This window comes from Mycobacterium sp. E3247 (genome assembly GCF_001667785.1).
In the GTDB taxonomy this organism is placed as follows: Bacteria; Actinomycetota; Actinomycetes; order Mycobacteriales; family Mycobacteriaceae; genus Mycobacterium.
The window spans coordinates 37,687-59,028 of sequence record NZ_LZJG01000253.1; the positions used below are offsets into that span (position 1 = coordinate 37,687).

At 64.2% G+C, this 21,342-nt stretch carries 21 protein-coding genes and 4 tRNA genes; 9 read left to right on the top strand and 16 right to left on the bottom strand.

Annotated elements, in window-relative coordinates; genetic code table 11:
- Positions 1–4 precede the first annotated feature (4 nt).
- The 3 genes from pstC to pstB are packed head-to-tail and all read left to right on the top strand — an operon-like array spanning position 5 to position 2,737.
- On the top strand, positions 5–1,036 hold the full coding sequence (pstC, locus tag A9X04_RS13655) for a phosphate ABC transporter permease subunit PstC (RefSeq protein WP_369828959.1): 1,032 nt from the start codon (positions 5–7) through the stop codon (positions 1,034–1,036).
- Entirely contained in the window at positions 1,033–1,947 is a 915-nt protein-coding gene (pstA, locus tag A9X04_RS13660; protein WP_067921291.1) for a phosphate ABC transporter permease PstA, read from the top strand. Before pstC ends, pstA begins: the two co-directional genes overlap by 4 nt.
- Positions 1,948–1,960: 13 nt before the next feature.
- Positions 1,961–2,737, top strand: coding sequence for a phosphate ABC transporter ATP-binding protein PstB (gene pstB / locus A9X04_RS13665; protein ID WP_067921146.1), 777 nt, complete (start codon positions 1,961–1,963; stop codon positions 2,735–2,737).
- Between the two features lie 16 nt (positions 2,738–2,753).
- Here the strand turns inward: pstB and phoU are convergent, their stop codons facing one another.
- From phoU to A9X04_RS13690, 5 genes are all read right to left on the bottom strand, one after another.
- On the bottom strand, positions 2,754–3,422 hold the full coding sequence (gene phoU / locus A9X04_RS13670) for a phosphate signaling complex protein PhoU (protein ID WP_067921148.1): 669 nt from the start codon (positions 3,420–3,422) through the stop codon (positions 2,754–2,756).
- A 58-nt stretch (positions 3,423–3,480) separates the two neighbouring features.
- Complete coding sequence (locus A9X04_RS13675) at positions 3,481–5,514, bottom strand: LCP family protein (protein WP_067921150.1); 2,034 nt, start codon at positions 5,512–5,514, stop codon at positions 3,481–3,483.
- Positions 5,515–5,737: 223 nt separating this feature from the next.
- Entirely contained in the window at positions 5,738–6,871 is a 1,134-nt protein-coding gene (dusB, locus tag A9X04_RS13680) for a tRNA dihydrouridine synthase DusB (RefSeq protein ID WP_067921152.1), read from the bottom strand.
- A gap of 5 nt (positions 6,872–6,876) precedes the next feature.
- Entirely contained in the window at positions 6,877–7,899 is a 1,023-nt protein-coding gene (locus tag A9X04_RS13685; protein ID WP_067921154.1) for an acyl-ACP desaturase, read from the bottom strand.
- Between the two features lie 152 nt (positions 7,900–8,051).
- A complete protein-coding gene (locus tag A9X04_RS13690; RefSeq protein WP_067921156.1) occupies positions 8,052–8,657 on the bottom strand; it encodes a TetR/AcrR family transcriptional regulator in 606 nt (201 codons plus the stop codon).
- Positions 8,658–8,724: 67 nt separating this feature from the next.
- Between A9X04_RS13690 and A9X04_RS13695 the strand changes: the two genes are divergently transcribed.
- Positions 8,725–9,777, top strand: a complete 1,053-nt coding sequence (locus A9X04_RS13695) for an oxygenase MpaB family protein (protein WP_067921158.1) — start codon at positions 8,725–8,727, stop codon at positions 9,775–9,777.
- A gap of 15 nt (positions 9,778–9,792) precedes the next feature.
- On the opposite strand, the gene A9X04_RS13700 is transcribed toward A9X04_RS13695, so the two are convergent.
- The 3 genes from A9X04_RS13700 to A9X04_RS13710 are packed head-to-tail and all read right to left on the bottom strand — an operon-like array spanning position 9,793 to position 10,992.
- Positions 9,793–9,996 (bottom strand): zinc transporter Slc39a7, encoded by a 204-nt coding sequence (locus A9X04_RS13700; RefSeq protein WP_067921160.1) that lies wholly within the window; start codon positions 9,994–9,996, stop codon positions 9,793–9,795.
- A 37-nt stretch (positions 9,997–10,033) separates the two neighbouring features.
- Entirely contained in the window at positions 10,034–10,447 is a 414-nt protein-coding gene (locus tag A9X04_RS13705; protein ID WP_082974993.1) for a metalloregulator ArsR/SmtB family transcription factor, read from the bottom strand.
- Positions 10,448–10,491: 44 nt separating this feature from the next.
- A complete protein-coding gene (locus A9X04_RS13710; RefSeq protein ID WP_067921162.1) occupies positions 10,492–10,992 on the bottom strand; it encodes a nucleoside deaminase in 501 nt (166 codons plus the stop codon).
- A gap of 92 nt (positions 10,993–11,084) precedes the next feature.
- Here A9X04_RS13710 and A9X04_RS13715 point away from each other — a divergent pair, with 92 nt between their 5' ends.
- A complete protein-coding gene (locus A9X04_RS13715) occupies positions 11,085–11,981 on the top strand; it encodes a class I SAM-dependent methyltransferase (RefSeq protein WP_067921164.1) in 897 nt (298 codons plus the stop codon).
- Positions 11,982–12,015: 34 nt separating this feature from the next.
- Here the strand turns inward: A9X04_RS13715 and A9X04_RS13720 are convergent.
- Positions 12,016–12,088 (bottom strand) — tRNA-Lys (locus tag A9X04_RS13720).
- Between the two features lie 124 nt (positions 12,089–12,212).
- Here A9X04_RS13720 and A9X04_RS13725 point away from each other — a divergent pair.
- The 3 genes from A9X04_RS13725 (at position 12,213) to A9X04_RS13735 (ending at position 12,494) form a co-directional block, all read left to right on the top strand.
- Positions 12,213–12,285, top strand: a tRNA-Glu gene (locus A9X04_RS13725).
- Between the two features lie 29 nt (positions 12,286–12,314).
- Positions 12,315–12,388, top strand: a tRNA-Asp gene (locus A9X04_RS13730).
- A gap of 29 nt (positions 12,389–12,417) precedes the next feature.
- Positions 12,418–12,494: transfer RNA gene (locus A9X04_RS13735), tRNA-Phe, on the top strand.
- A gap of 32 nt (positions 12,495–12,526) precedes the next feature.
- Here the strand turns inward: A9X04_RS13735 and xerC are convergent.
- From xerC to A9X04_RS13755, 5 genes are all read right to left on the bottom strand, one after another.
- Positions 12,527–13,684, bottom strand: coding sequence for a tyrosine recombinase XerC (gene xerC / locus A9X04_RS13740; protein WP_067921166.1), 1,158 nt, complete (start codon positions 13,682–13,684; stop codon positions 12,527–12,529).
- The gene (locus A9X04_RS13745; RefSeq protein WP_067921168.1) at positions 13,685–13,918 is read right to left on the bottom strand and encodes an AlpA family transcriptional regulator; all 234 of its coding nucleotides are present in this window, start codon (positions 13,916–13,918) and stop codon (positions 13,685–13,687) included.
- Between the two features lie 10 nt (positions 13,919–13,928).
- Complete coding sequence (locus A9X04_RS13750) at positions 13,929–15,275, bottom strand: FtsK/SpoIIIE domain-containing protein (RefSeq protein WP_067921295.1); 1,347 nt, start codon at positions 15,273–15,275, stop codon at positions 13,929–13,931.
- On the bottom strand, positions 15,272–15,694 hold the full coding sequence (locus A9X04_RS29725; protein ID WP_082974994.1) for a plasmid replication, integration and excision activator: 423 nt from the start codon (positions 15,692–15,694) through the stop codon (positions 15,272–15,274). The genes A9X04_RS13750 and A9X04_RS29725 overlap by 4 nt, the downstream gene beginning before the upstream one ends.
- A gap of 99 nt (positions 15,695–15,793) precedes the next feature.
- On the bottom strand, positions 15,794–16,573 hold the full coding sequence (locus A9X04_RS13755) for a GntR family transcriptional regulator (protein ID WP_067921169.1): 780 nt from the start codon (positions 16,571–16,573) through the stop codon (positions 15,794–15,796).
- Positions 16,574–16,664: 91 nt separating this feature from the next.
- Here A9X04_RS13755 and A9X04_RS13760 point away from each other — a divergent pair, with 91 nt between their 5' ends.
- Complete coding sequence (locus tag A9X04_RS13760) at positions 16,665–17,093, top strand: NUDIX hydrolase (protein WP_067921171.1); 429 nt, start codon at positions 16,665–16,667, stop codon at positions 17,091–17,093.
- Positions 17,094–17,162: 69 nt separating this feature from the next.
- On the opposite strand, the gene A9X04_RS13765 is transcribed toward A9X04_RS13760, so the two are convergent.
- Positions 17,163–19,703, bottom strand: coding sequence for a GIY-YIG nuclease family protein (locus tag A9X04_RS13765; protein WP_067921174.1), 2,541 nt, complete (start codon positions 19,701–19,703; stop codon positions 17,163–17,165).
- Positions 19,696–21,339: an Eco57I restriction-modification methylase domain-containing protein gene (locus tag A9X04_RS13770; RefSeq protein WP_067921176.1), complete on the bottom strand. Its 1,644-nt coding sequence runs from the start codon at positions 21,337–21,339 to the stop codon at positions 19,696–19,698. The genes A9X04_RS13765 and A9X04_RS13770 overlap by 8 nt, the downstream gene beginning before the upstream one ends.
- Between the last annotated feature and the right edge of the window lie 3 nt (positions 21,340–21,342).

Here is a 21,342-nt window from a genome sequence, read left to right on the forward strand (position 1 = left end):
CACGGTGACCACGCCGAACCCCTTCGACGCCGGTTCGGGCGTGACCGTCGCCGCGCCGTTTCCGGAGGCGCCGCTGATACCGATCAGCCCGTGGGGAGACGGGCGTCCGCAGGTCGGGGATCGTGCTTTCCGTTGGCTCGCCAAGGGCTCCGGCGTCTTGATCGTGGTCGTGATCGCGGCGATCGGCGGATTCCTGTTGCTGCGCGCGATACCGGCCTTGCAACGCGACCGGGAGAGCTTCTTCAGCTTCGGCGGCAACTGGGTCACCACCGACACGTCGGCGATGCACTTCGGCATCTCCGATCTGCTGAAGGTCACGCTGTTCGTGTCGGCGTTCGCGTTGATCCTGGCTATGCCCGTCGCGCTGGGCGTCGCCATCTTCATCACGCAGTACTCGCCGCGGCGCGCCGCGGGCCCGTTGGCCTACGCCGTTGACCTGCTGGCCGGAGTGCCCTCGATCGTCTACGGCGCGTGGGGCCTATACGTGCTGGCACCGCAGCTGCGGCCATTGGCCACCTGGCTGAACCGCTCCCTGGGCTGGTGCTTCCTGTTCGCCGACGGGGACACGTCGGTCGCCGGTGGCGGCACCGTTTTCACCGGCGGCGTGGTCCTGGCGGTGATGATCCTGCCGATCATCACCGCGGTCACCCGCGAGGTGTTTATCCAGACGCCGCACGAGCAGGTCGAGGCGGCGCTGGCGCTCGGCGCCACCCGCTGGGAAGTGGTCAAGACGATCGTGCTGCCCTTCGGGTGGTCGGGATACATCAGCGCGGCCGTCCTGGGGCTCGGTCGCGCCTTGGGGGAGACGGTCGCGTTGCTGATCATCTTGCGGGGAACCCAGGCGGCCTTTGGTTGGTCGCTGTTCGACGGTGGCTCCACCGTCGCCACCAAAATCGCGGGGGCGGCTGCCCAATTCAACGACCAGTACAAGGCTGGCGCGTACATCGCCGCGGGGCTGGCGCTCTTCGTGCTCACCTTCGTGGTCGACGCACTGGCCCGTGGCGCCGCCGCCGGACTCAGATGGGGCGGCCGATGACCTCGATGCTGGACCGCCCGCTCAAGCCGCGCACGTTCTCCCGGCCGAGCCGGCGCCGCCGGGTCACCGATCGCCTTGCCTTGGCGCTGGTTTCGCTGTCGATGGCGATCGCGGTGACGCCCTTGCTGTTGGTGTTGCACTCGGTCATCGCCAAGGGCTTCGCGGCCGTCGCGTCGACCGCTTGGTGGACGCACTCGCAGGCGGGGATGACCGCCTTCGTGGCCGGCGGTGGCGCGTATCACGCGATCGTGGGCACGGTGTTGCAGGGATCGGTATGCGCGCTGATCGCCATCCCGATCGGCCTGATGCTCGGCATCTATCTCGCCGAATACGGGGGCGGTACCCCGCTGGGCAGGCTGGCCACGTTCATGGTGGACATCCTCAGTGGGGTGCCCTCAATCGTGGCGGCCCTGTTCGTCTACGCGCTGTTCGTGGCGACGCTGGGTCTTCCACGCTCGGAGCTCGCGGCGTCCCTCGCGCTGGTCCTGTTGATGCTTCCGGTGATCGTGCGAGCCACCGAGGAGATGCTGCGGATCGTCCCGCTGGATCTTCGTGAGGCGAGTTACGCGCTGGGCATCACGAAGTGGAAGACAATTGTCAGCGTCGTGCTCCCCACCGGGATCTCCGGCATCATCACCGGCATCATGCTGGCGGTGGCCAGGGTGATGGGCGAGACGGCGCCGCTGCTGGTCCTCGTCGGCTATGCGCAGTCGATGAACTTCGACATCTTCGGCGGGTTCATGGGAACGCTACCTGGCATGATGTACAACCAGACCAGTGCCGGTGCCGGCGTCAACCCCGTCCCCACGGATCGGTTGTGGGGTGCCGCCCTAACCCTCATCCTGGTGATCGCCACCATCAACATCGGGGCCCGAGTACTAGCGAAATTCGCTGGCGCCAACAAGTCATAGGCAGGAGCACTAAGTGGCCAAGCGGTTGGACCTCAAAGCCGTCAACATCTACTACGGTTCGTTCCACGCGGTGGCGGATGTGACGCTGTCGATCCTCCCCCGCAGTGTGACGGCGTTCATCGGCCCGTCGGGTTGCGGGAAGACGACGGTGCTGCGCACGCTGAACAGGATGCATGAGGTGGTGCCCGGCGGCCGGGTGGAGGGCAGCGTGCTCCTCGACGACGAGGACATCTACGGTGCGGGGGTGGACCCGGTCGGGGTGCGCCGGGCGATCGGGATGGTGTTCCAGCGACCGAACCCGTTCCCCGCCATGTCGATTCGCGACAACGTGGTAGCCGGTTTGAAGCTGCAGGGCGTGCGCAATCGCAAGGTGCTCGACGAGACGGCCGAATACTCGCTGCGCGGCGCCAACCTGTGGGACGAGGTCAAAGACCGGATGGACAGGCCCGGCGGCGGCCTGTCCGGGGGCCAGCAGCAGCGCCTGTGCATCGCGCGGGCGATCGCCGTGCAACCCGACGTGCTGCTGATGGACGAGCCGTGCTCCGCGCTGGACCCGATCTCGACGATGGCCATCGAGGAGCTGATCAGCGAGCTCAAGCAGGACTACACCATCGTCATCGTCACCCACAACATGCAGCAGGCGGCCCGGGTCAGCGACTACACGGCCTTCTTCAACCTGGAAGCCGTCGGAAAGCCGGGGCGGTTGGTCGAGGTCGACGACACGGAGAAGATCTTCTCCAACCCCAGCCAGAAGGCGACCGAGGACTACATCTCCGGCCGCTTCGGCTAGCTGTACGTGCCTTTGCTCACTGCGAGGCGGGGTTGGCTTCCTCGTCGGGCAGTTTGCCGGTCGCCTGGAAGATGACCCGCTTCGCCACTTCGACGGCGTGGTCGGCGAATCGCTCGTAGAACCGGCCCAGCAGCGTCACGTCGACGGCGGCCGCCACACCGTACTTCCATTCGCGGTCCATCAGCACCGAGAACAGGTGGCGGTGCAGGTCGTCCATCGCGTCGTCCTCTTCGCGGATCCGGGCGGCTTTCTCCGGGTCGCGCGACATCACCACCTCTTGCGCGCTGTTGCCCAATTCGACTGCGACTCTGCCCATTTCGGCGAAGTAGCCGTTGACTTCCTCTGGCAGCGCGTGTTGGGGGTGCCGGCGGCGGGCGATCTTCGCGACGTGCAGGGCCAGCGCTCCCATCCGGTCGATGTCGGCCACCATCTGAATGGCGCTCACGATCGACCTCAGATCACCGGCGACCGGCGCCTGCAACGCCAGCAGCACGAACGCGCTTTCTTCGGCCTGGGCGCTCAGCGTGGCGATCTTCTCGTGATCCGAGATCACCTGTTCAGCCAGCACCAGATCCGCTTGCAGCAAGGCTTGGGTGGCCCGCTCCATGGCGATGCCCGCCAGCCCGCACATCTCGCCGAGCCGCTCGGACAACTCCGAGAGCTGCTCATGGTAGGCGGTCCGCATATCGTCAAGCCTACGTTCTCGGCGCCGGAAAAGGGCGGCGCAGCGGCACCAAATGCGGTTATTCGCAGGTGGTGTCGGCGGCGTTGGTGACGGTCAGGTCTTCGGGCAGCTTGGCCGGGGTGCTGCCGGAGCCGCGTTCGATCTGCAAGCTGATCGACGAGCCGCTCGGCTGGGGTGTGGCGACCGTCTTGAAGTCGGGACCGAGCACCACCTGAACGACCTGTCCATAGCCGGAGACCCGCTGGACTTTCGCATTGGCGAACGACGAGGCCACGGTCGCCGCGGCCTGCTCGTTGCCGGGCGAGAACAACACCGTCGTCGTGTTCACCGCACTCGGATAGTCGTCCGGCGTCATCACGTTGAAGCCGTCCCGCTTGAGCTGGCTGGTGGCGGTGGCCGCGAGGCCGCTTTGCGTCGTGGCGTTGGAGACCCGCACCGTGACGTCGCCCGGCGCGGTGGTGGTGACCTGCTCGTGTCGAGCCTCGGGAGCCGGCGCGGGGGCCGGCGCCTGCTTGGTGGCGGGCGCCTTGGCCTGCGCCGATTTGTCGTCGGAGGGCCCGAGATTCTTTGCGTTCTGGTCGTTTTCCTCGGGTAGCGGATCGTCGTTGATGATGGCGTCGAACAGCGCGCGCATATCGCTCATCCGCGGCGGCTCGTCGCCGTTCTGGTCGGTGATGCCGGTCGGCACCGTCACGAACGTGACGTGTCCGGCCGCCATCCCCTGCAGCGACTGTCCGAGCTGGATCAGGTCCTTCGACTGCACGTTGTCGACGACGGTGTCGCTGATGAACATGTTGACGACGTTGTTGAGCTTGTTGAGGTCGAGCAACGTGTCCTCTGAGATCAGCGACCGCAGCAGCGACGACAAGAACAGCTGCTGGCGTTTGATGCGGCCGTAGTCCCCGTTCGTTTCGGTGGTGACCTGCCGGGCTCGCACATAGTTCAGCGCGGTCGGGCCGTCCAGCACCTGACGGCCGCCGTGTTCGAGGACCGTGCCCAGCTCGTAGTCGTGCAGCGCGGTTTTCGAGCAGACCTCGACACCGCCCAGGGCGTCGACCATCTTGGCGAACCCGGCGAAGTCGACGGCGATGAAGCGGTTGATGCTCAGACCGGACAGCTTCTGGATTTCCTTCACCAGACATTTCGGGCCGCCGAAGGCGAACGCCGAGTTCAGCTTGGTCTCGGTGTAGACCATCTTCGGACCCCAGGTCTTGGTCTTCTCGTCGTAGAGGGGCCCGTACTTACCGGTGTTCGGGTTCCACGCCTCGCATTGCATCGGGGTGATCGCCAGGTCGCGCGGGAACGACACCGCCACCACGCGCTTGCGGTTGGCGGGAATGTTGACCAGCATCACGGTGTCCGAACGGGCGCCGTCGGCGTCGTCGGTGCTTCCGGCGCCCATGTTGGCGTTGTCCCCGGCGCGCGAATCGAGGCCGACGATCAAGAAGTCTTCGTCCCCGTACTGCCCGCCCGGGTCACGGATGTCGCTGGAGTGCGGGTCGAGCGCGCTGATGGTGTTGAGCCGGGCGTTCTTCGACGTGCTCCATTGCCACGCGCCGCCGGTCATGGCGATGGCGAGCACGGCGAGCAGGGCCGCGACCGACCGCCCGGCCAGCAGCATCGGCCGGCGCCGGTGCCGCGCGTTGCGCTCGTCAGCGCCGGCAGCCCCGTCGGATGCGGACCCGCCGTTTTGGTGGTCGGCGGCCCCGAGGTCGGGGAGCTCCGTGACCAGATCGAGTGAGTAGGCCAGGTCCTCGATGACCTGGGTTTCCCTCAGCTCGACCGGCAGCTCGGAGTCGGCCTCGGCGGATTCGACCTCCGGCTCCGCACGGCGGTGAGTGGACCGGCCCGTCGATGGGGCACCGAGTTTCGCGATCAGATCTGCGACGCTGACGCCGCCACCCGTGTGGCATCCGGATCCCTCGTCACCGGCCGCTTGAGGCTCGACGCGTTCGACGGGTTCGATGGTGATGTCGGGCTGCCACAAATGAAGGCTGTAGTCGGACGGCGGCTCCGAGAACCGTTCCCACGGGGCGGCGCCCAGCGCCGTGCGCCGAGTGTCGGGAGTGGCGTCGCCCTCGGCGTCACTCATGTCCTACCGGCCTCCGAAGCTCTGATGCGGATCTCAGCCCGTCCGTGCGCGGTGACGTCCCAGTGCCTGACGTTGTCAGCGCTGCGGCTCGTGCCACCCGGGGGTCGCACCCCTTTGTCGCGCCCAGGCGGCGGCGCGTTACCGACCCGCCCCAGGAACGCGCACTGCGGCAAGGTCCACATCGTACTGAGTTATCGGCCCGGATGCGATTTCGAGCGGTCGGTCAGCCGCCGGAGTGCATCACGTCGGCGCCGGCCGGAACGGTGCAGTCGTCGGGGTCGGTCAGCCAGCCTTCGGGCAGCGACACCCGTGCCGGGGAGCCCTGTCGGCCGCGTGGGCCGCTGGCCGCGTCCGGGAAGGGGACCGTGCCGTCCAATTGGCTTAGCAGCGAATCGAGTTCGCGCAGCGTCTTGACCATCGCCAGCGCCCGGCGCAACTCGGATCCGGCCGGAAAACCGTGCAGGTACCAGCCGATGTGCTTGCGGATGTCGCGCATGCCTTTGTCCTCGCCGAAGTGCGCGGCCAGCAACTGGCCGTGCCGGCGGACGATGTCGGCGACCTCGCCCAGCGTGGGCGGGGTGGGGGCCGGGCTGTCGGTGAACGCGGCCGAGAGTTCGGCGAAAAGCCAGGGCCGGCCCAGGCAGCCGCGGCCGATCACAACGCCGTCGCATCCGGTGGTGGCCATCATCGTCAGGGCGTCGCTGGCGTCGTAGATGTCGCCGTTGCCCAGCACCGGGATCGTCCGCACGTGCTGCTTGAGCAGGGCGATCTGGTCCCAATCGGCGGTGCCGGAGTAGCGCTGCGCGGCCGTGCGGGCGTGCAACGCGACCGCGGCGGCGCCTTCGGCTTCGGCGATGCGGCCGGCGTCGAGGTGCGTGTGGTGCTCGTCGTCGATGCCGACGCGGAACTTGACGGTCACCGGAATTCCGGAACCTTCGGTCGCGCGTACGGCCGCCGCCACGATCTGGCCGAACAGTCGTCGCTTGTACGGCAGCGCCGCCCCGCCGCCGCGCTTGGTGACCTTGGGCACCGGGCAGCCGAAGTTCATGTCGATGTGGTCGGCCAGGCCCTCGTCGGCGATCATCTTGGCGGCCGCGTACGTGGTCGCCGGATCGACGGTGTAGAGCTGCAGCGAGCGCGGTGACTCGTCCGGCGCGAACGTCGTCATGTGCATGGTGACCGGGTGGCGTTCGACGAGCGCGCGCGCCGTCACCATCTCACAGACGTACAGCCCGCTGACCGTGCCGACCTTGGATTGCTCCAGCTCACGGCACAGCGTGCGGAATGCAACGTTGGTCACGCCTGCCATCGGGGCCAGCACCACCGGGCTGGCGAGCGTGATCGGACCGATGCGCAAGGCCGCTACCGGCGGCTCATAGCCAGTTTGCCGGCGGTCTGGTGCAGCTCGAATGCGGTGGTCCGCTTGCCGGTGCGGGCCTCCCGATCGAGCTGGCGCTGCTTGGATATCTCGAACTTGTCGCAGGCCTGCTCGAGTTCCTTGATCAGCAGTGCGAGGTCGTCACGCATCGCCGCCGCCTCACCGGTGAAGTCCTCGCGCTCGAAGATGCGCCACTTCTTCAGCACCGGCATGACCACGTCTTCGAGGTGGATGCGGGGGTCATAGACCCCCCCGACGGCGATGAACACGGCCTTACGCCGGAACTCCGGGACCTGATAGCCAGGCATCTGGAAATTGCGCAGCACCTTGTGTAGCTCTTTCATCGCCTGATTAGGTGCAATCTCAAACCCGGCCTCGCTGACATCGCGGTAGAAGATCATGTGCAGGTTCTCGTCGGCCGAGATCTTGGCCAGCAGCTGGTCGGCGACAGTCTCGTTGCAGGCCTTGCCCGTGTTGCGGTGCGAGATCCGGGTGGCCAGCTCCTGGAACGTCACGTAGATGACAGAGTCGAACAGGCTCTCGGCGAACAGATCGGCCCGCACCTGTTGGTTCTGGCCCGGGCTGAAGCCCCGGTTGACCACCTCGATTCGCAGCTTCTCCAGCTCGACCGGGTCGACCGCGCGGGTCACGACCAGGTAGTCGCGCAGCGCGATCCCGTGTCGGTTCTCCTCGGCGGTCCACCGGTTGACCCACTGGCCCCAGGCGCCGTCCAGGCCGAAGTTCATCGCGATCTCGCGGTGGTATGACGGCAGGTTGTCTTCTGTCATCAGGTTCTGCACCATCGCCACCTGGGCGAGGTCGGAGAGCTTGCTCTCCTCGGGATGCCAGTCCTGCCCGCCCAGCGCGTAGAAGTTCTTGCCGTCCGACCACGGGATGTAGTCGTGCGGGTTCCAGTCCTTGTGCATGCTCTCGTGCCGGTTGAGGCACTTCTCGACCACCGGTTCGAGCTCATGTAGCAGCTGTAGGTTTGTCAGCTCGGCTGACATACGGCCTCCAGTTATCTGTGTCGACGGGTAGCAGTCAATATATCTGTGTACATCAGTAGCATCAAGCTGCCTCGCCGCGCGCCGCGCAACGGATAAATGCCACCGTTCTCGGGGTTTGCCGCTATGGCGCGCCCGGTAAACAGGTGGTTGGTCTACCCCAGGTCCGGGGCGGGAACGTACGGGGCCGCCGTCACGTAGAGCATGTTGACGCAGTAGTCGATGAACTGTTTGCGCGTCGCGCCGAGCTGTCCGTTCAGGTACGCGGTGAACAGGCTCGACAGCCCGCCGACCAGGCTGGTGGCGATCATCTTCTGCAGCACCGGATCGGCGATCCGGGACAGTTTGCGCTGCAGCAGTTCGATGAAGTTGGGCATCCACTCGGCGCCCGAGCGGGTCAGTATCGGCTCGACCGCCGGCGCCAGCAACAGCACACGCCCGCGGACCGGGTCGTCGACCATCAGCTCGACAAACTTTTCGACGGCGTCCCGCGGGGTATTCGCCGACGTGAGCGTGGTCATGGCGCGCGTGCACACGTCGTCGTAGACCGCGCGCACGAACTCGTCACGGTCCGAAAAGCTTTCGTAGAAGTAGCGTTCGGTCAGCGCGGCCTTGCGGCACACCGCACGCACCGTCAGCGCCGGTCGGATGTCGCCGCCGAGCAATTGCACGCCGGCGGCGATGAGGTTGTCGCGACGGAGGGCGAGGCGATCCTCTAAGGGGACGCCGGTCCAACGGCCCCGTCGTTGACCGGACTGCACATCGCTCCTAAGCTTGAAAATGACAACGCATGTAGTCAGTTTTGCAGATACCTACAGGAATCCAATAGTGACTCAACATACGTCCGGAACCCGCCCGCCGACCAGCGACGCCGCAAGCGGCTGTTCGGCCACTACCGCCGGGACCGATCTGCCGGGCGGCGTGGCCGGCGGCTGCCCGGTCTCGCCGCTGGGCTACGACGCGCCACCGATGCCGCTGGGCCCCGAGTCGCTGACGTGGCGGTATTTCGGGGACTGGCGCGGGATGCTGCAGGGCCCGTGGGCGGGCTCCATGCAGAACATGCATCCGCAGCTCGGCGCGGCCGTCATCGACCACTCGACGTTCTTCCGGGAACGGTGGCAACGCCTGCTGCGCTCCTTGTATCCGATCGGTGGCGTCGTCTTCGACGGTGACCGCGCCCCGGTCACCGGCAGTGAGGTGCGCGACTACCACACCGACATCAAGGGGGTCGACGAACAAGGCCGCCGGTACCACGCGTTGAACCCCGACGTCTTCTATTGGGCCCACGCCACTTTCTTCGTCGGCACCATTCACGTGGCCGAGCGGTTCTGCGGCGGGCTGACCGAAGCGCAGAAACGCCAATTGTTCAACGAACACGTCGACTGGTACCGGATGTACGGGATGAGCATGCGGCCCGTCCCGGCGTCGTGGGAGGAATTCCAGGTCTACTGGGACCACATGTGCCGCAACGTGCTTGAAGACAACTTCGCCGCCCGCGCCGTGCTCGACCTCACCGAGCTGCCGAAACCCCCGTTTGCGCAATGGCTTCCGGACTGGTTGTGGGCCGCCCAGCGGAAACTTCTCGCGCCGTTCTTCGTCTGGGTGACCGTGGGTCTGTACGACCCCCCGGTGCGCGAGTTGATGGGCTACCGGTGGTCGGGACGCGACGAGTGGCTGCATCGCCGCTTCGGCGACGTCGTTCGCGCGGTGTTCGCCTTCGTGCCGAGCCGGTTCCGCAAGCACCCGCGGGCCCGGGCGGGCTTCGACCGCGCCGCCGGGCGTATCCCGGCCGACACGCCGCTGGTGCACACGCCGGCGCGTAACCTGCCGCCCGTGGACGAGCGCGGCGAGCCAAAGCATTACTGCCCGGCGGTCTCCTGAGCCGGCGCGCCCGCGCTACGCGTGGGGGTGGCCGTGCACGTCCTCCAGCCCCGCCTGATGCACGTGCTGATGGCTGTGCTCGGTGCCGTCGGCGTGGTGGTGGGCGTGTTCGTGCTCGACGTGGTCGTGTTCGTGCGCGGTGTGCGCGTGCGCGTGGGTGACGTCACCGTGCTCGTGTTCGTGCGCGTGGGGCGCGTCGTCGGCGTGTTGCTCGGTCATGGGTGCCGCCTCCTTGGGTGAAACGCGCTGTGTGGGTTCATTTTTCACTTGGCGGCGCAGTGTCCCCGATTCGGCGGGGCCCCGATTCGCCGACGGCTTTCAGTCCGCCATCCCTGAGGTGATGGCCGGGCACGCCCGGACCTGCGTGTTCGGCGTTGAAGACCGCGTCCATGACGAGCTGGCGAACGTGGTCGTTCTCCAGGCTGTAGAAGATCGTGGTGCCGTCCCGGCGGGTGCGGACCAGGCGCGCCATCCGCAGCTTGGCCAGGTGCTGGGAGACCGACGGCGCCGGCTTGCCCACGTGCTCGGCGAGTTCGTTGACCGACATCTCCCGGTCGGTCAGCGACCACAGCACCTGCACCCGGGTGGCGTCGGCCAGCATGCGGAACACCTCGACCACCAGGCTCACCTGATGATCCGGCAGCCGGTCTGCGCTATTACCTGCATGCATACGCAAACAATATTCAAGGGACGCGCCGCTGCCAACGGATACGGTCAGGGCGAGGGGACGACCGTAGACCGGGGCTCGCCGCCGTTGCGTTCGTTCCAGAACCGATAGACGTCCACCGCGTCGTCGCGGGGTTGGTAACACATGGGCAGGCGCCGCTGGTCCCAGGCCTTCGCGAACTCGTCATAGAAGGTGGACACCTCGAAGTACTTGCGGTCGTCGAGGTAGTACCGCTCGTAGGCCTCGCGGGTGATCAGAAAGATCACTTCCCGGGGAGAGCAGTAGTACAGCGATCCCAGGCACATCGGACACGGGTGCGCCATCACGTAGATCGTCGCGTCGACGAGGTGCTCGGTGCCCAGCTTCATGCACGCCTCACGGATCGCCAGGATCTCCGCATGCGCGGTCGGGTCGTTCGTCTGGGCCACCCGGTTGGCGCTCTCGGCGAGAATCTCACCGTCTTTGACGATCACCGTCGCAAACGGGCGACCACCCTCCGCGACGTTTCGGCGGGCCAGCTCGATCGTCCGCTGGGCGAAGTCGGTCACAGCTCGCAGGGTAGTCGCGCGAGGGTTCGGAACCGGCGCTGTGATACTGACTAGATCGTCTATGCAATTTGTGATCGGGATGAGGGAGCACCATGGCGCGCACCGATCGTGATCGTTGGGATCTGGCGACCAGCGTGGGGGCGACGGCGACCATGGTCGCCGCCCAGCGGGCCCTGTCGTCGGACGCGAAGTTGGTCGACGATCCGTACGCGGCCCCGCTGGTGCGCGCCGTCGGAATCGACGTCTACGTCCGGCTGGTCAACGGCGACATCCCCACCGGCGGGGCTCTCGAGTTCGACCCGAACCGAATGGCGCGGGGGATGGCTTGCCGCACAAGGTTTTACGATGACGTCTTCCTGGACGCGACGCGCCATGGCATCTCGCAGGCGGTGATCCTCGCGTCGGGGCTGGACGCGCGCGCCTACCGCCTGCCGTGGCCGGCGGGCACCGTCGTCTACGAGGTGGACATGCCGGAGGTGATCGAGTTCAAGACCCTGACCCTCGAGGGTCTGGGCGCCGAGCCGACGGCCGAGCGGCGCACCGTCGCCGTCGACCTGCGCGACGACTGGGCCACGGCGCTGCGCGACGCCGGCTTCGACCCGCGGGCGCCGTCGGCGTGGAGCGCCGAGGGCTTGTTGGTGTACCTGCCGGAGGAGGCCCAGGACGCGCTGTTCGACAACATCACCACGCTGAGCGCCCCGGGCAGCCGGCTGGCCTTCGACTTCGTGCCGGACACCGCCGTCTTCGCCGACCCGCGGTGGCGGGCGCACCACGACCGGATGAGCGAGCTCGGGTTCGAGGTCGACTTCAACGACCTCGTCTACCACGGCGAGCGCAGCCACATCGTCGACCACCTCAGCCGGCGGGGGTGGCGAACGTCGTCGCAAACCGTCGCGGAACTGCATGCCGCCAACGGCTTCGCCTACGCCGACGACGAGGTGGCCCAGGCATTCGCCGATGTGACCTACAGCAGCGCGGTGCTCGGGTGATGAGCGCCGCTCTGCCGAGGCCAACACGCGTCGGTGCCCCCACTAGGACTCGAACCTAGGACCTGCGGATTAAAAGTCCGTAGCTCTACCAACTGAGCTATAGGGGCTGCGGACATTCAGGATACTTGGGCCCAAAGCGCGGCTCGTTTGAGGATTGGGCCCGCGGTGACCTAAGCTGACGTGGCTCCTAACGAAACCTCGTTGCGAGTACCCCGGAGTGATTCGGTTCTGGCCCCCATCGTCTAGTGGCCTAGGACGCCGCCCTTTCACGGCGGTAGCACGGGTTCGAATCCCGTTGGGGGTACGCGACGCGGTGACGCGGAGCAGCAGCAAGGCCCTGTGGCGCAGTTGGTTAGCGCGCCGCCCTGTCACGGCGGAGGTCGCGGGTTCGAGTCCCGTCAGGGTCGCCGATTCGGCGAGGCACTTCATGCCTTCCGGCCAGGTAGCTCAGTCGGTACGAGCGTCCGCCTGAAAAGCGGAAGGTCGGCGGTTCGATCCCGCCCCTGGCCACCATTCTTTACCTGCATTGACGCGGTGACAGCACTCTATGGATGGTCGGTCTTGTCCGGTTCCTGTCCGTTCGCCTTGCTTTGGGCGACGTCGCGGAGCCGGTCGAGGTTTGTGGCGACGTGGTCGAGTTCGTCCGAATAGAGGTCGCTATAGATATTCGCGGTGACGGTCGGCGTCGAGTGGCCCATGGTTTTTTGGACGTAGCGGAGGTCAGCGCCGGAGGCCCGGGCCAGGCTGGCGTAGGTGTGGCGTAGGTCGTGGATGGTTAACGGCGCCAATTTGGTTTTCTTGAGGGCTTTGTTCCAGTGCGTGTGTCGGCGCCAGTTGTTTGATCTGAGGAAGCCGCCGTTTGGTGAGGTGATGGCTTGTTCTGTAGGCGCGCGGCCGGCGATTCGCGGCTTGAGTGCGTCGATGACGATCTGAGGGAGTGGGACAGTTCGCACGGCTGCGCGAGTCTTTGGTGGCCCGACGATGATCCGGCCTTCCACCTCTGGCGCGGCCCGGCGGACGTAGAGCCGGCGCGCCACGAGGTCGACATCACCGACGCGCAATCCGACGAGTTCGGACCAGCGCAGGCCGGTGAAGGCCAGGATGGTGACAATGTCGCCTTGGTCGCCGCATGCGGCCGCGAGCGAGGCTACTTCCGTAGTGGTGAGGTAGCGGTGGCGTTCTCGGGCTGGAATCCGCCCCGCCGATACGCCCTGAGCCGGGTTGGTGTGGATTCGGCCGTCCTCGCGGGCCATTTCGAGGATGGACCGCAGGAGTCGAAGGGTGGCGAGTTTGGCCCACGGCCCGACGGTGAGGCTATCGATGAATTGCTGGATATCTTTGCGGCTGATCTCATCGAGCGGGACATGGCCGAAGCGCGGGCTAATCCGGAGTTCCCAATGCTGGCTGTAGCCGCTCCACGTCTTGGGTGAAACGGCCGGGCGCTTCGACGCGCGATATTGAGTCCAGACGCCGGAAAGGTTCACCCGACCAAGCCGAGGATCGAAGCGCCTGGCGCCGATCGCTGCTTCGCCGTCACGCTCAGCCTTGAAGGCCCGTGCTTCGCGCAGGCTGGCAAACGTCGATGACGTTTCCACCCATCCCGACGGCGCGTCTGGGTCCCGCACCAGATAGCGCACTTGATAGCGCGCCTGGCCGGCTGAATTGATCCGCTTTCGGATACCGCGGGGTACCGATCCTGCCACTTAGCGACGCACCTGGCGGAGCCACGCGCGGACTTCCGCTGCGTCCCAGCGTCTTACCCGGTCCGAGAGCGTGTAGCACGGCGGTCCGATTTCTGCGCCGTGTTCGCGCATCGCGCCCCATCGGCTCACGGTCGCGGCCGAGACGCCGAGCAGCTCGGCCACCTGCTCTGCTGTCAGCAGCTCCGGGAAGGTAGCGGTAACGGTGGCCGCGGTGCTGATGCCGAGAGTTGCCATGCTGATGTCCTCAGTTCTCCGCCGGACCTTGGTAGCTTTGCGTAGTCAGCCCGTATTCGTTTGCAACTGAATGGATTAACGAGTCAGGCCAGTAGTTGGCGCGGACTCGCACCATTGATCCGTCTTCGTCGATGACGTATCCGGTGCCAGGTTCATTTGGGTCGATGCGGTGTGCGGGCGCGGCATCGGCGAGGCCATCACCCAGAACCATCGCGACCTCGTCGCGTGAACGTAGCCGAAGTGCAACGGTTTGGGTGAATAGTCCGCGCATGGGCAGGATCTCCTTGCGTGGGTCCTGCATGAAGGCAGCGACGACGATTCCGACAGCTCTGCCCTTTGTCAGAATGCGTGAAAGCGAGGCTGCAACTTGCTTTTTGATGGCGGCGTCTGTCATGTAGGCGGTCAGACCGGCCAATTCGTCGATGAGCAGAACCACGAGCGGCTCGGCGGTGCTGGGTGTGTGCGAACGCGCTCGGCCGGCCATCCTGCGTCCGCGGCTATCCAGCAGTTCCTCTAACTTGGTCAGCAGGCTGGCGGCCTCGGCCTCGGTCGTCGCGACTTTGGTGAATAGCGCGGAGCCGACTGATACTTCGATCCCGTACTTGAGGTCTACCGCGAAAAGCCGCACAGTCCCTGACCTCACGGCCGGAGCTAATCCGCCTGCGATGCCCCAGAAAATGGAACCCTTGCCCGCCCCTGAGCACCCGACAGTCAGGGTGTGCAAGCCAGCGACACGGAGAATCCAGGCCGACCCGTTCTCGCGCCGACCGATCTCAACGGCCTTCGCCGCGGAAGTGATGGGCTGGCTAGCAGTTTGAACGGTCGACAGCTGTTGCTGCATAACGAATTCCATCCTGACCGTGCCGGGCGCGACCACCGTCGAGCGGGCGGAATGTGCCCCGACGGCGTCACGGATTGCGGGCACCGAATTCTCCAGGTCATCCACCGTCTGGCCGGTCCGTGTGCGGACGGACACTCGCAAGCAGTCGCCGGACATGCTCGCCCCGAGAAGGCGAGGATGAGTCCAGACGGTCGTCGTCTTGCTCCTACCCTGTGAATCCGTGCGGGTGACGCGCTCCGAAGTGGACAACCCGCAAGCCTTGGCAACTCGCGGCCAGGAAATCAACGCCCATAGCAGCCATCGGGCCTGGCGCGCAGGTGTTGCAACGTGACGCCCAAACGCGGCGGGCGAACGCAGTCTCCAAACGACGAGTGAAAGCGTGACCACGCCGGTCATCGCGATGAGCCACGTGGCGCCGACCGCCAGTAGGTGGGTGAGGTCTAGGAGGTCCATCCCGGCGTCGGGATCTGGAATCGAATATGGATCGCTAGGTGCTACGGGGTCGTACGGGCTCATGCTGATGCCCGGTCTGTCGCCGTGGACGCCGCCTTGCCGGTGTCGGCAGTCATGCCCGATGCCCGAAACGACCATGCGATGCGGCCAGATTCGCTTGAACGGTCGACGTACGGCAATACGCACAGCTCTTCGAAAATGACTGGCGTGAAGGGCATTCCGGCACTGTTCGGCGGGCACACAGGCTGCTTGGGCGTTGCGAACTTGACGGTGAGGGTTCGGGCTCGCTTGCTAGCGGCCGGGTCACCGTCGAGGACTTCGACCTGCCACAAGGGAGCGCCTGAGTCTCGATCAGTCGCTTGAACCTTGTTGTCCTTCGTTGACCGTTCGTAGTCGATCACCGCCGTAACGTCGGACACCACGAACGCTCGGTGTGGGAATACCTGCTGGTGGGACACCTTCAGCCATTTCGGAACAGACATTGTGGACCTTTCACGAGAACTGCTCTAGACAAGTTAAGGTTACATAGTCGTCTAGAGGAGTGCAACGGTCGGAGCTCGACAGGTCGGAACACTTTGGGCTCAGCGGGCCGGAAACTCGTATTCGAGCAGGTAGGCCGAGGCGACTTTCACGGTGTCGCAAACCTCAACCGCCACCTTGTTCGCGTCGTAGGCGGTTCGCAGCACAGTCAGTACGGGAACGCCAGGCTCAAGTTCCAGCTGCCGCCGTTCCTCGGGAGTGGGCATCCGAGCTCCGACTTCCTCGGTGAACCGGCCGAGAACATGGCCGTTCTCTTCCAAGCGGGCGTAAATACCACCTGGCCCCGTGTCCACCTGCTCGATCTGCGTACCTTCAGCGAAAGCTGCTGGGATGAAGGAGACCGCCGTCTCAACAGGCCGGCCGTTCGCTAGGTACCGTCTCGATCGCACGACCACATCGTCATTGGGCGAGACTCTAAGTCGCTCCGCTACAAAGGAATTCGGCTTTTGACGATTCACGACGATATTGTCGACTTGCGGAGAGTAACCGGATTTTTCCGCCTCCACTGTGAACGCCGCCTTGCCTTCCGCGCGGTGCTTTCGCGCGAATCGATCTGACGCCAGTCTGTGAATCGGCGCCGTCGGGCGGACGAACACCCCGCGGCCGTGCTGCGAGATGACCAGTCCCTCGGAACGAAGCTCACGCATGGCTTGCCTTATGGTCATGCGTGCCACGCCGAAATGCTCGATCAATTCCGCCTCGGACGGCAGTCGTTCCCCGGGGGGGAGCTGGTTGTGAATAATCGCTTCTCGCAACATGCCCGCGATCTGCCGATATGGCGGCTTGTCGTCCGCCCGGTCGATCTGTCCAAGTTGCAGCACCCGCTGGCCTTCCCTTACATGTCTAGACGACTAGTCTAGGAAGTCAGTCAACCCCGTGTCACTCGCCGGCATCGAACAATGGAGACCAACGATGGGAAACACGCCAAAGCACTCGGTCAGTGTCGCCGGCATCGTCGTCCGGGACGATGGTCGGGTTCTTGTGATCCGCCGAGACGACAATGGCCACTGGGAAGCCCCCGGTGGCGTACTCGAACTGGGCGAATCCTTCGAGGACGGCGTCCGGCGCGAAGTCCTCGAGGAAACAGGAGTGACGGTGACGGTGGAACGCCTCACCGGCGTCTATAAGAACCTTTCGCATGCGATCGTCGCTCTCGTCTACCGCTGTCGTCCGGCCGACGGGGCTACGTATCCGACTGCAGAAGCGCGCGAAGTTCGCTGGATGACGAGGGAAGAAGCCCGATCAGTGATGAGCCCGGCATTCGCCGTGCGCGTTTTGGATGCATTCGAAGAATGGCCGCAGTCACGCGCGCACGACGGGGTCAACCTCGTACAGGTGTAGCCCTCGTCGGCCTGCTCTCGGCTACCAGCATGTTCGCTGGTCTGATAAACCGTGCAGCCACGATTGGTACTACGCCTCGCGCGCTACGACCGTGTCGTAGAGGCCGAGGTGACTTAACCCTGGGTGGCTGTCGATTCCCGTATAGGACAGCGAGGAGTCCTCGTACCGGCGGAACGCGAAGACAGCTTGGTTCATGTGCGTGCTGTTGAAGACATTGAGTGACACGAGCAGGTGAAAATCGTCCACGGTTAGGCCGGTGACAGCCTTGAACAGCTCGGGCTCCAGTTTCGTAATGACGTCCTTGAGTGTGTTCTCGCGGAAATCGGTTAGGTACATGAAGGCCGGGATGCGAGTCGCAAACTTAATGAGCTTCTCCTGGATCTGTTTGCGCTTCGACTTGTACTCTTTCTCCTCCGCGGTGAGCTCTTTCTTTTCCGCGGCAGTGATCTCCTCGCCTTTGGACTTCTTAGTGTCTTTCACCTTCTCACTCTTGTTGATAACGGTTTCGAACACGTCGCTGCCCAGTGCCCGGAACCCCTCGATTCGCATAATCGCTTCGAGCGCCGCAGGGTTGTCAAGAATCTTGCGTAGGGTTGCATTATCGACGTTGACCAGCAGGGCCGACTCCCATTTGCGGGCCAGCAGCGTTGCCGACGTCCCAGCCATGGCAATATCAAGAATCCCGCCGGCATCCACCTGCGTCATATGGGACCCGTCGTAGGCGAGCACGGGCAGGAAGTTGACGAGTTCCTTGACCGCATCCTCGGGGTTGGTCGCCTCCGGCGAGAGCCCTGCTCCATACCCGGCGATCTGGCGCAGCGCCCGAGTCGGCGCGAAATCAAAGACGAAGCAGACTGGCTTGAGCACTTCTTCTAGGTTCGGGTTATCACCGTTGGGATTCTTGATCGACCACGGTGACTGCACGCGAAACGCGGCCTGGAAGTAGGTCTCCGGCGAATTCAGGTTGCGCAGCATCAAGATTGAGGACCACTGTGCGACCGTGACACCGGTGGTGAGCTTGCCGCAAGACAGGGTGATGGTTTTCGAGTCGTGCCCGTTACCGATGGCCTCGCGCACTGGCGGTAGCGCGGCCAGGCCCACGCCGGCACCCTGGCCGGCCACAGTCAGCACCTCGTAGTCGTGGAAGAAGGTGTTCTGCTTTTCGGCAAGCAAGTTGGCCATGGCATGGCAAGAGGCAACCGAAGGGAGGAACCAGAAGGAGTGGTTCAGGTAAGGCAGGAGGCGCACGTCGGAGTACGGGAATGGCGGCTTCTTGGCGCCGAGCTTGAGGTTGTCGACCTGGGTGGCGGAGTATGCCCCGCGGATGATGTCGAGCCACTTCTGCACCTCGTCCTTGTGCTTGAACTGCGCAGTCGCGCCGACGCCACCGCCAGCGAAGAACTCGTTGAGGTCGAACTCGTCGAACTCACCCTGCGCAGCGATGGCCAGCAGCTCGTCCGGCATCTGGTAGGTGAGGAGTCGCATCTCTGGCAGCGCCCCGTAGGGGTTCCACGAACCGGGATGCTCCTTCACCCATTGCCGTTTCGCGCGTTGTTCGTCGGTGTAGGTCCAGTTGAATATCTGTTCCTCGATGAATTCTCCGGTCGCCAGTGCCCGGAACGGCGTTCCGGAAAGGTAGAGATAAGCCGTCGTGGTGATCGGCAGGAACTCCGTCTCGCTCTCGCCGAGCTCGTCCAGTTCTTCGTTGAATGCATCAAGCTCGGGGTTGTATTCGGTGGCAGCTTCTTTCGCGGCCTCTGATGCGTCCTCACCTTCGAACAGCTCCTGGGCGCTCTCCCGCCAGGCGCCGAAGTGATATTCGTCGAAAACGGCAAGATCCCACTTGGTTTCGTGCAGCCAGGTGTTCTTGGGCTTGATGTTGCCCGATTTGTCTTTGCCCAGCAGGTCCTGGAACGAGCCGAAGTAGACGAGCGGCCGTGACTTGTCCGCAGTAGTGGGGTCGGTGCCGGTTGCTTTGGAAAGGTACTGCCAGCCATCAAAGTCGACGTGCGATTCAAGGTCACTTTGCCAGGCGTCTTCCACTGCTGGCTTGAAGGTCACCACTAGGACCTTGCGGGCTCCGATCTTCTTAGCGAGCTGGTAGGTGGCGAAGGTCTTGCCGAAGCGCATTTTCGCGTTCCACAAGAACCGGGGAACGACCTCGCGGTCCTCATCCCAGATGGATCGAAAGTAGCCATCTGCTTTGTCGACGGCCGCCGCCTGTTCGGGACGCATTGCGAACGTCTCATGGTGGGTGCCGGTGTGCGCCTGTCCGGTTCGCAGCTCGGTGATTGCGGTTGCAACGTCGGGAACCGTGCACTGCACCCATTCGAGCTCGGTGTTGACGAAGCCCTTTACTTTGAGCCGGGCCCGTACCTGATGGTCGGTGAACACCGAGCCGTCGTCGCGTTCCGCTGATTCGTCCAGGTGGATGGTGTAGTTCTTGATCGCCGCGGTCTTAAGTTGCTGCCCAACACGGGTCTTGACGTCTTGGGTTGTCTGGCCGATCTTGAGTAGACCGGTATGGGCGTCGTCCTCTATCGAGTACGCATAGATTCGCAGGCGCGCCTCAGGTTTCTCGGGCAGGAGATCGTCGACGGACTTACTCATCCGACAACTCCATCGGCCGGATCATCGACTCGATGAACGAAATCTCATCGTCCGTCAGCCCGTATTTGGCGTAAAGCTCACTGTCGGTCCAATTACGGTCCCACGACTGCAGGGGAACCCATGAATATGTCGAGTGGGTGGCGTCCTGGGTGATCTTGCGTAGTGACACCAGGAAGCGGAAGAACCTCGTGGCATAGTACGACTTGACGCTCTGCACCTGGTCCTCAGAAGCCAGGTAGAAGAACAGGAAAGACTGGGTGCAAACGGACGGGGACGGAGCGATGAGCGGTGGACCGAGCACGAGGTCGACACCAGACCTTTCCCGCTCTCGACCAGAACCGACCTTCGGGACGAGTAACTTCCACGTGTCGATGAGGTGTTTGCTCTTGGTAACGGCATCCCGGTGAACAAATCCTTGGCCTCGCTTCATCGACCTGATGTAGTAAAGCGCCACGTCACCGGGCTGCCGTACCTCGTGAAAGCCATCGAAGTTGGAGGTCCACCCGAATTCCTTGTCACGAGCCAGGATCGTATTGACCGAGGGCTCGCCCCTCTCGAGGACCTTACGCACGATGGTTAGCGCCCGCGCGTCTCGAACGAGTACATCGAACTCGTTTAGCGACCGCGCCATCGGGCCTACAACTTCCCCTCCCCGAATTGTCGTGATATTGCAGTCGCCATCGTGCGAGGCGTCCCAAAGGAAATAGCATGCGCCGCCGTTGATCCCAACGGACGGAAATACTTCCGCTGCATTGGGGTAATCGACAAGCTCGCGGATGCGGGTGTCTGCAAGCATCGTTTTCCGAAACTCGCCTAGGCCGAGACCGCCGGCCATCCATCTAGAGGGAATGACCATGGTCAGGTACCGAGGCTCAAGCCGTTTCGCTTGCTCTACGAAGTGCTGGTAGATGGGAATGTCCCGAGTGCCGCCGTCCGACTGAAGCTGGTAGGGCGGGTTGCCGATGATGACGTCGAACTGCATGTCTGCTCCAAAGAGCTCGGCGATCCGAGCTTTGATGTCGTCGGTGTGGATGAAGGCGTAGGCGTGGGTCTCTAGGCCCTCACCGCGGTCGAGCGTCTTTTGGCTGGCGCCACAGTAAAAGCACTTCCCGTTGGTCCCCTTTTTTGTTGGATTTCCGTCTTTATCTGCGGTCTCGATAAACTCGGTGGCGCCGATCCAGGTGTGTTCCAACGGTTCAAACCAGATGTTGCCGGTTTCTGTCGTAAACGACTTTGCGATTGAGTATTTCCCATTCGCAGATTTCGAGCAGTAGACACTGCGACGCGCAATCAGGCTGGTTAACTGCGTAATCGCCATACCGTAAACTTGCTTCGTCAGGATGTGGTCAACACGCGCGTGGAGGTCTGGTATTGCTTTCTGCAGTCCGTCGGTGAGTCGGGATGTGATCTCTCGAAGAAATACGCCCGACTTGGTGAAAGGGTCAAGGAAGGTTACCGATTTGTCGGCCCAGACGTTCGCGCCGCCGTTCGCTTCTGCCCAGGCCTCCGCAACAAGGTCGAGCATTTGGTTGGCAACTTTTGGCGGGGTAAACACCTCGTCGTTCGAGAGGTTAGCGATGCAGGTCAGGACATCCGGATTGCGGTTCCGCAAACTGAATGCTGCTTGATCAGTCATCGA

Bases quoted from the DNA above. Each gene is read 5' to 3' on its own strand.
- A9X04_RS13700 (WP_067921160.1), bottom strand. From the start codon at position 9,996: ATGACCGAGCAACACGCCGACGACGCGCCCCACGCGCACGAACACGAG.
- A9X04_RS13760 (WP_067921171.1), top strand. From the start codon at position 16,665: ATGGGAAACACGCCAAAGCACTCGGTCAGTGTCGCCGGCATCGTCGTC.
- phoU (WP_067921148.1), bottom strand. From the start codon at position 3,422: ATGCGGACCGCCTACCATGAGCAGCTCTCGGAGTTGTCCGAGCGGCTC.
- A9X04_RS13675 (WP_067921150.1), bottom strand. From the start codon at position 5,514: ATGAGTGACGCCGAGGGCGACGCCACTCCCGACACTCGGCGCACGGCG.
- A9X04_RS13705 (WP_082974993.1), bottom strand. From the start codon at position 10,447: ATGCATGCAGGTAATAGCGCAGACCGGCTGCCGGATCATCAGGTGAGC.
- A9X04_RS13685 (WP_067921154.1), bottom strand. From the start codon at position 7,899: ATGTCAGCCGAGCTGACAAACCTACAGCTGCTACATGAGCTCGAACCG.
- A9X04_RS13765 (WP_067921174.1), bottom strand. From the start codon at position 19,703: ATGAGTAAGTCCGTCGACGATCTCCTGCCCGAGAAACCTGAGGCGCGC.
- A9X04_RS29725 (WP_082974994.1), bottom strand. From the start codon at position 15,694: ATGTCTGTTCCGAAATGGCTGAAGGTGTCCCACCAGCAGGTATTCCCA.
- A9X04_RS13750 (WP_067921295.1), bottom strand. From the start codon at position 15,275: ATGAGCCCGTACGACCCCGTAGCACCTAGCGATCCATATTCGATTCCA.
- pstA (WP_067921291.1), top strand. From the start codon at position 1,033: ATGACCTCGATGCTGGACCGCCCGCTCAAGCCGCGCACGTTCTCCCGG.
- A9X04_RS13715 (WP_067921164.1), top strand. From the start codon at position 11,085: ATGGCGCGCACCGATCGTGATCGTTGGGATCTGGCGACCAGCGTGGGG.
- A9X04_RS13745 (WP_067921168.1), bottom strand. From the start codon at position 13,918: ATGGCAACTCTCGGCATCAGCACCGCGGCCACCGTTACCGCTACCTTC.
- A9X04_RS13770 (WP_067921176.1), bottom strand. From the start codon at position 21,339: ATGACTGATCAAGCAGCATTCAGTTTGCGGAACCGCAATCCGGATGTC.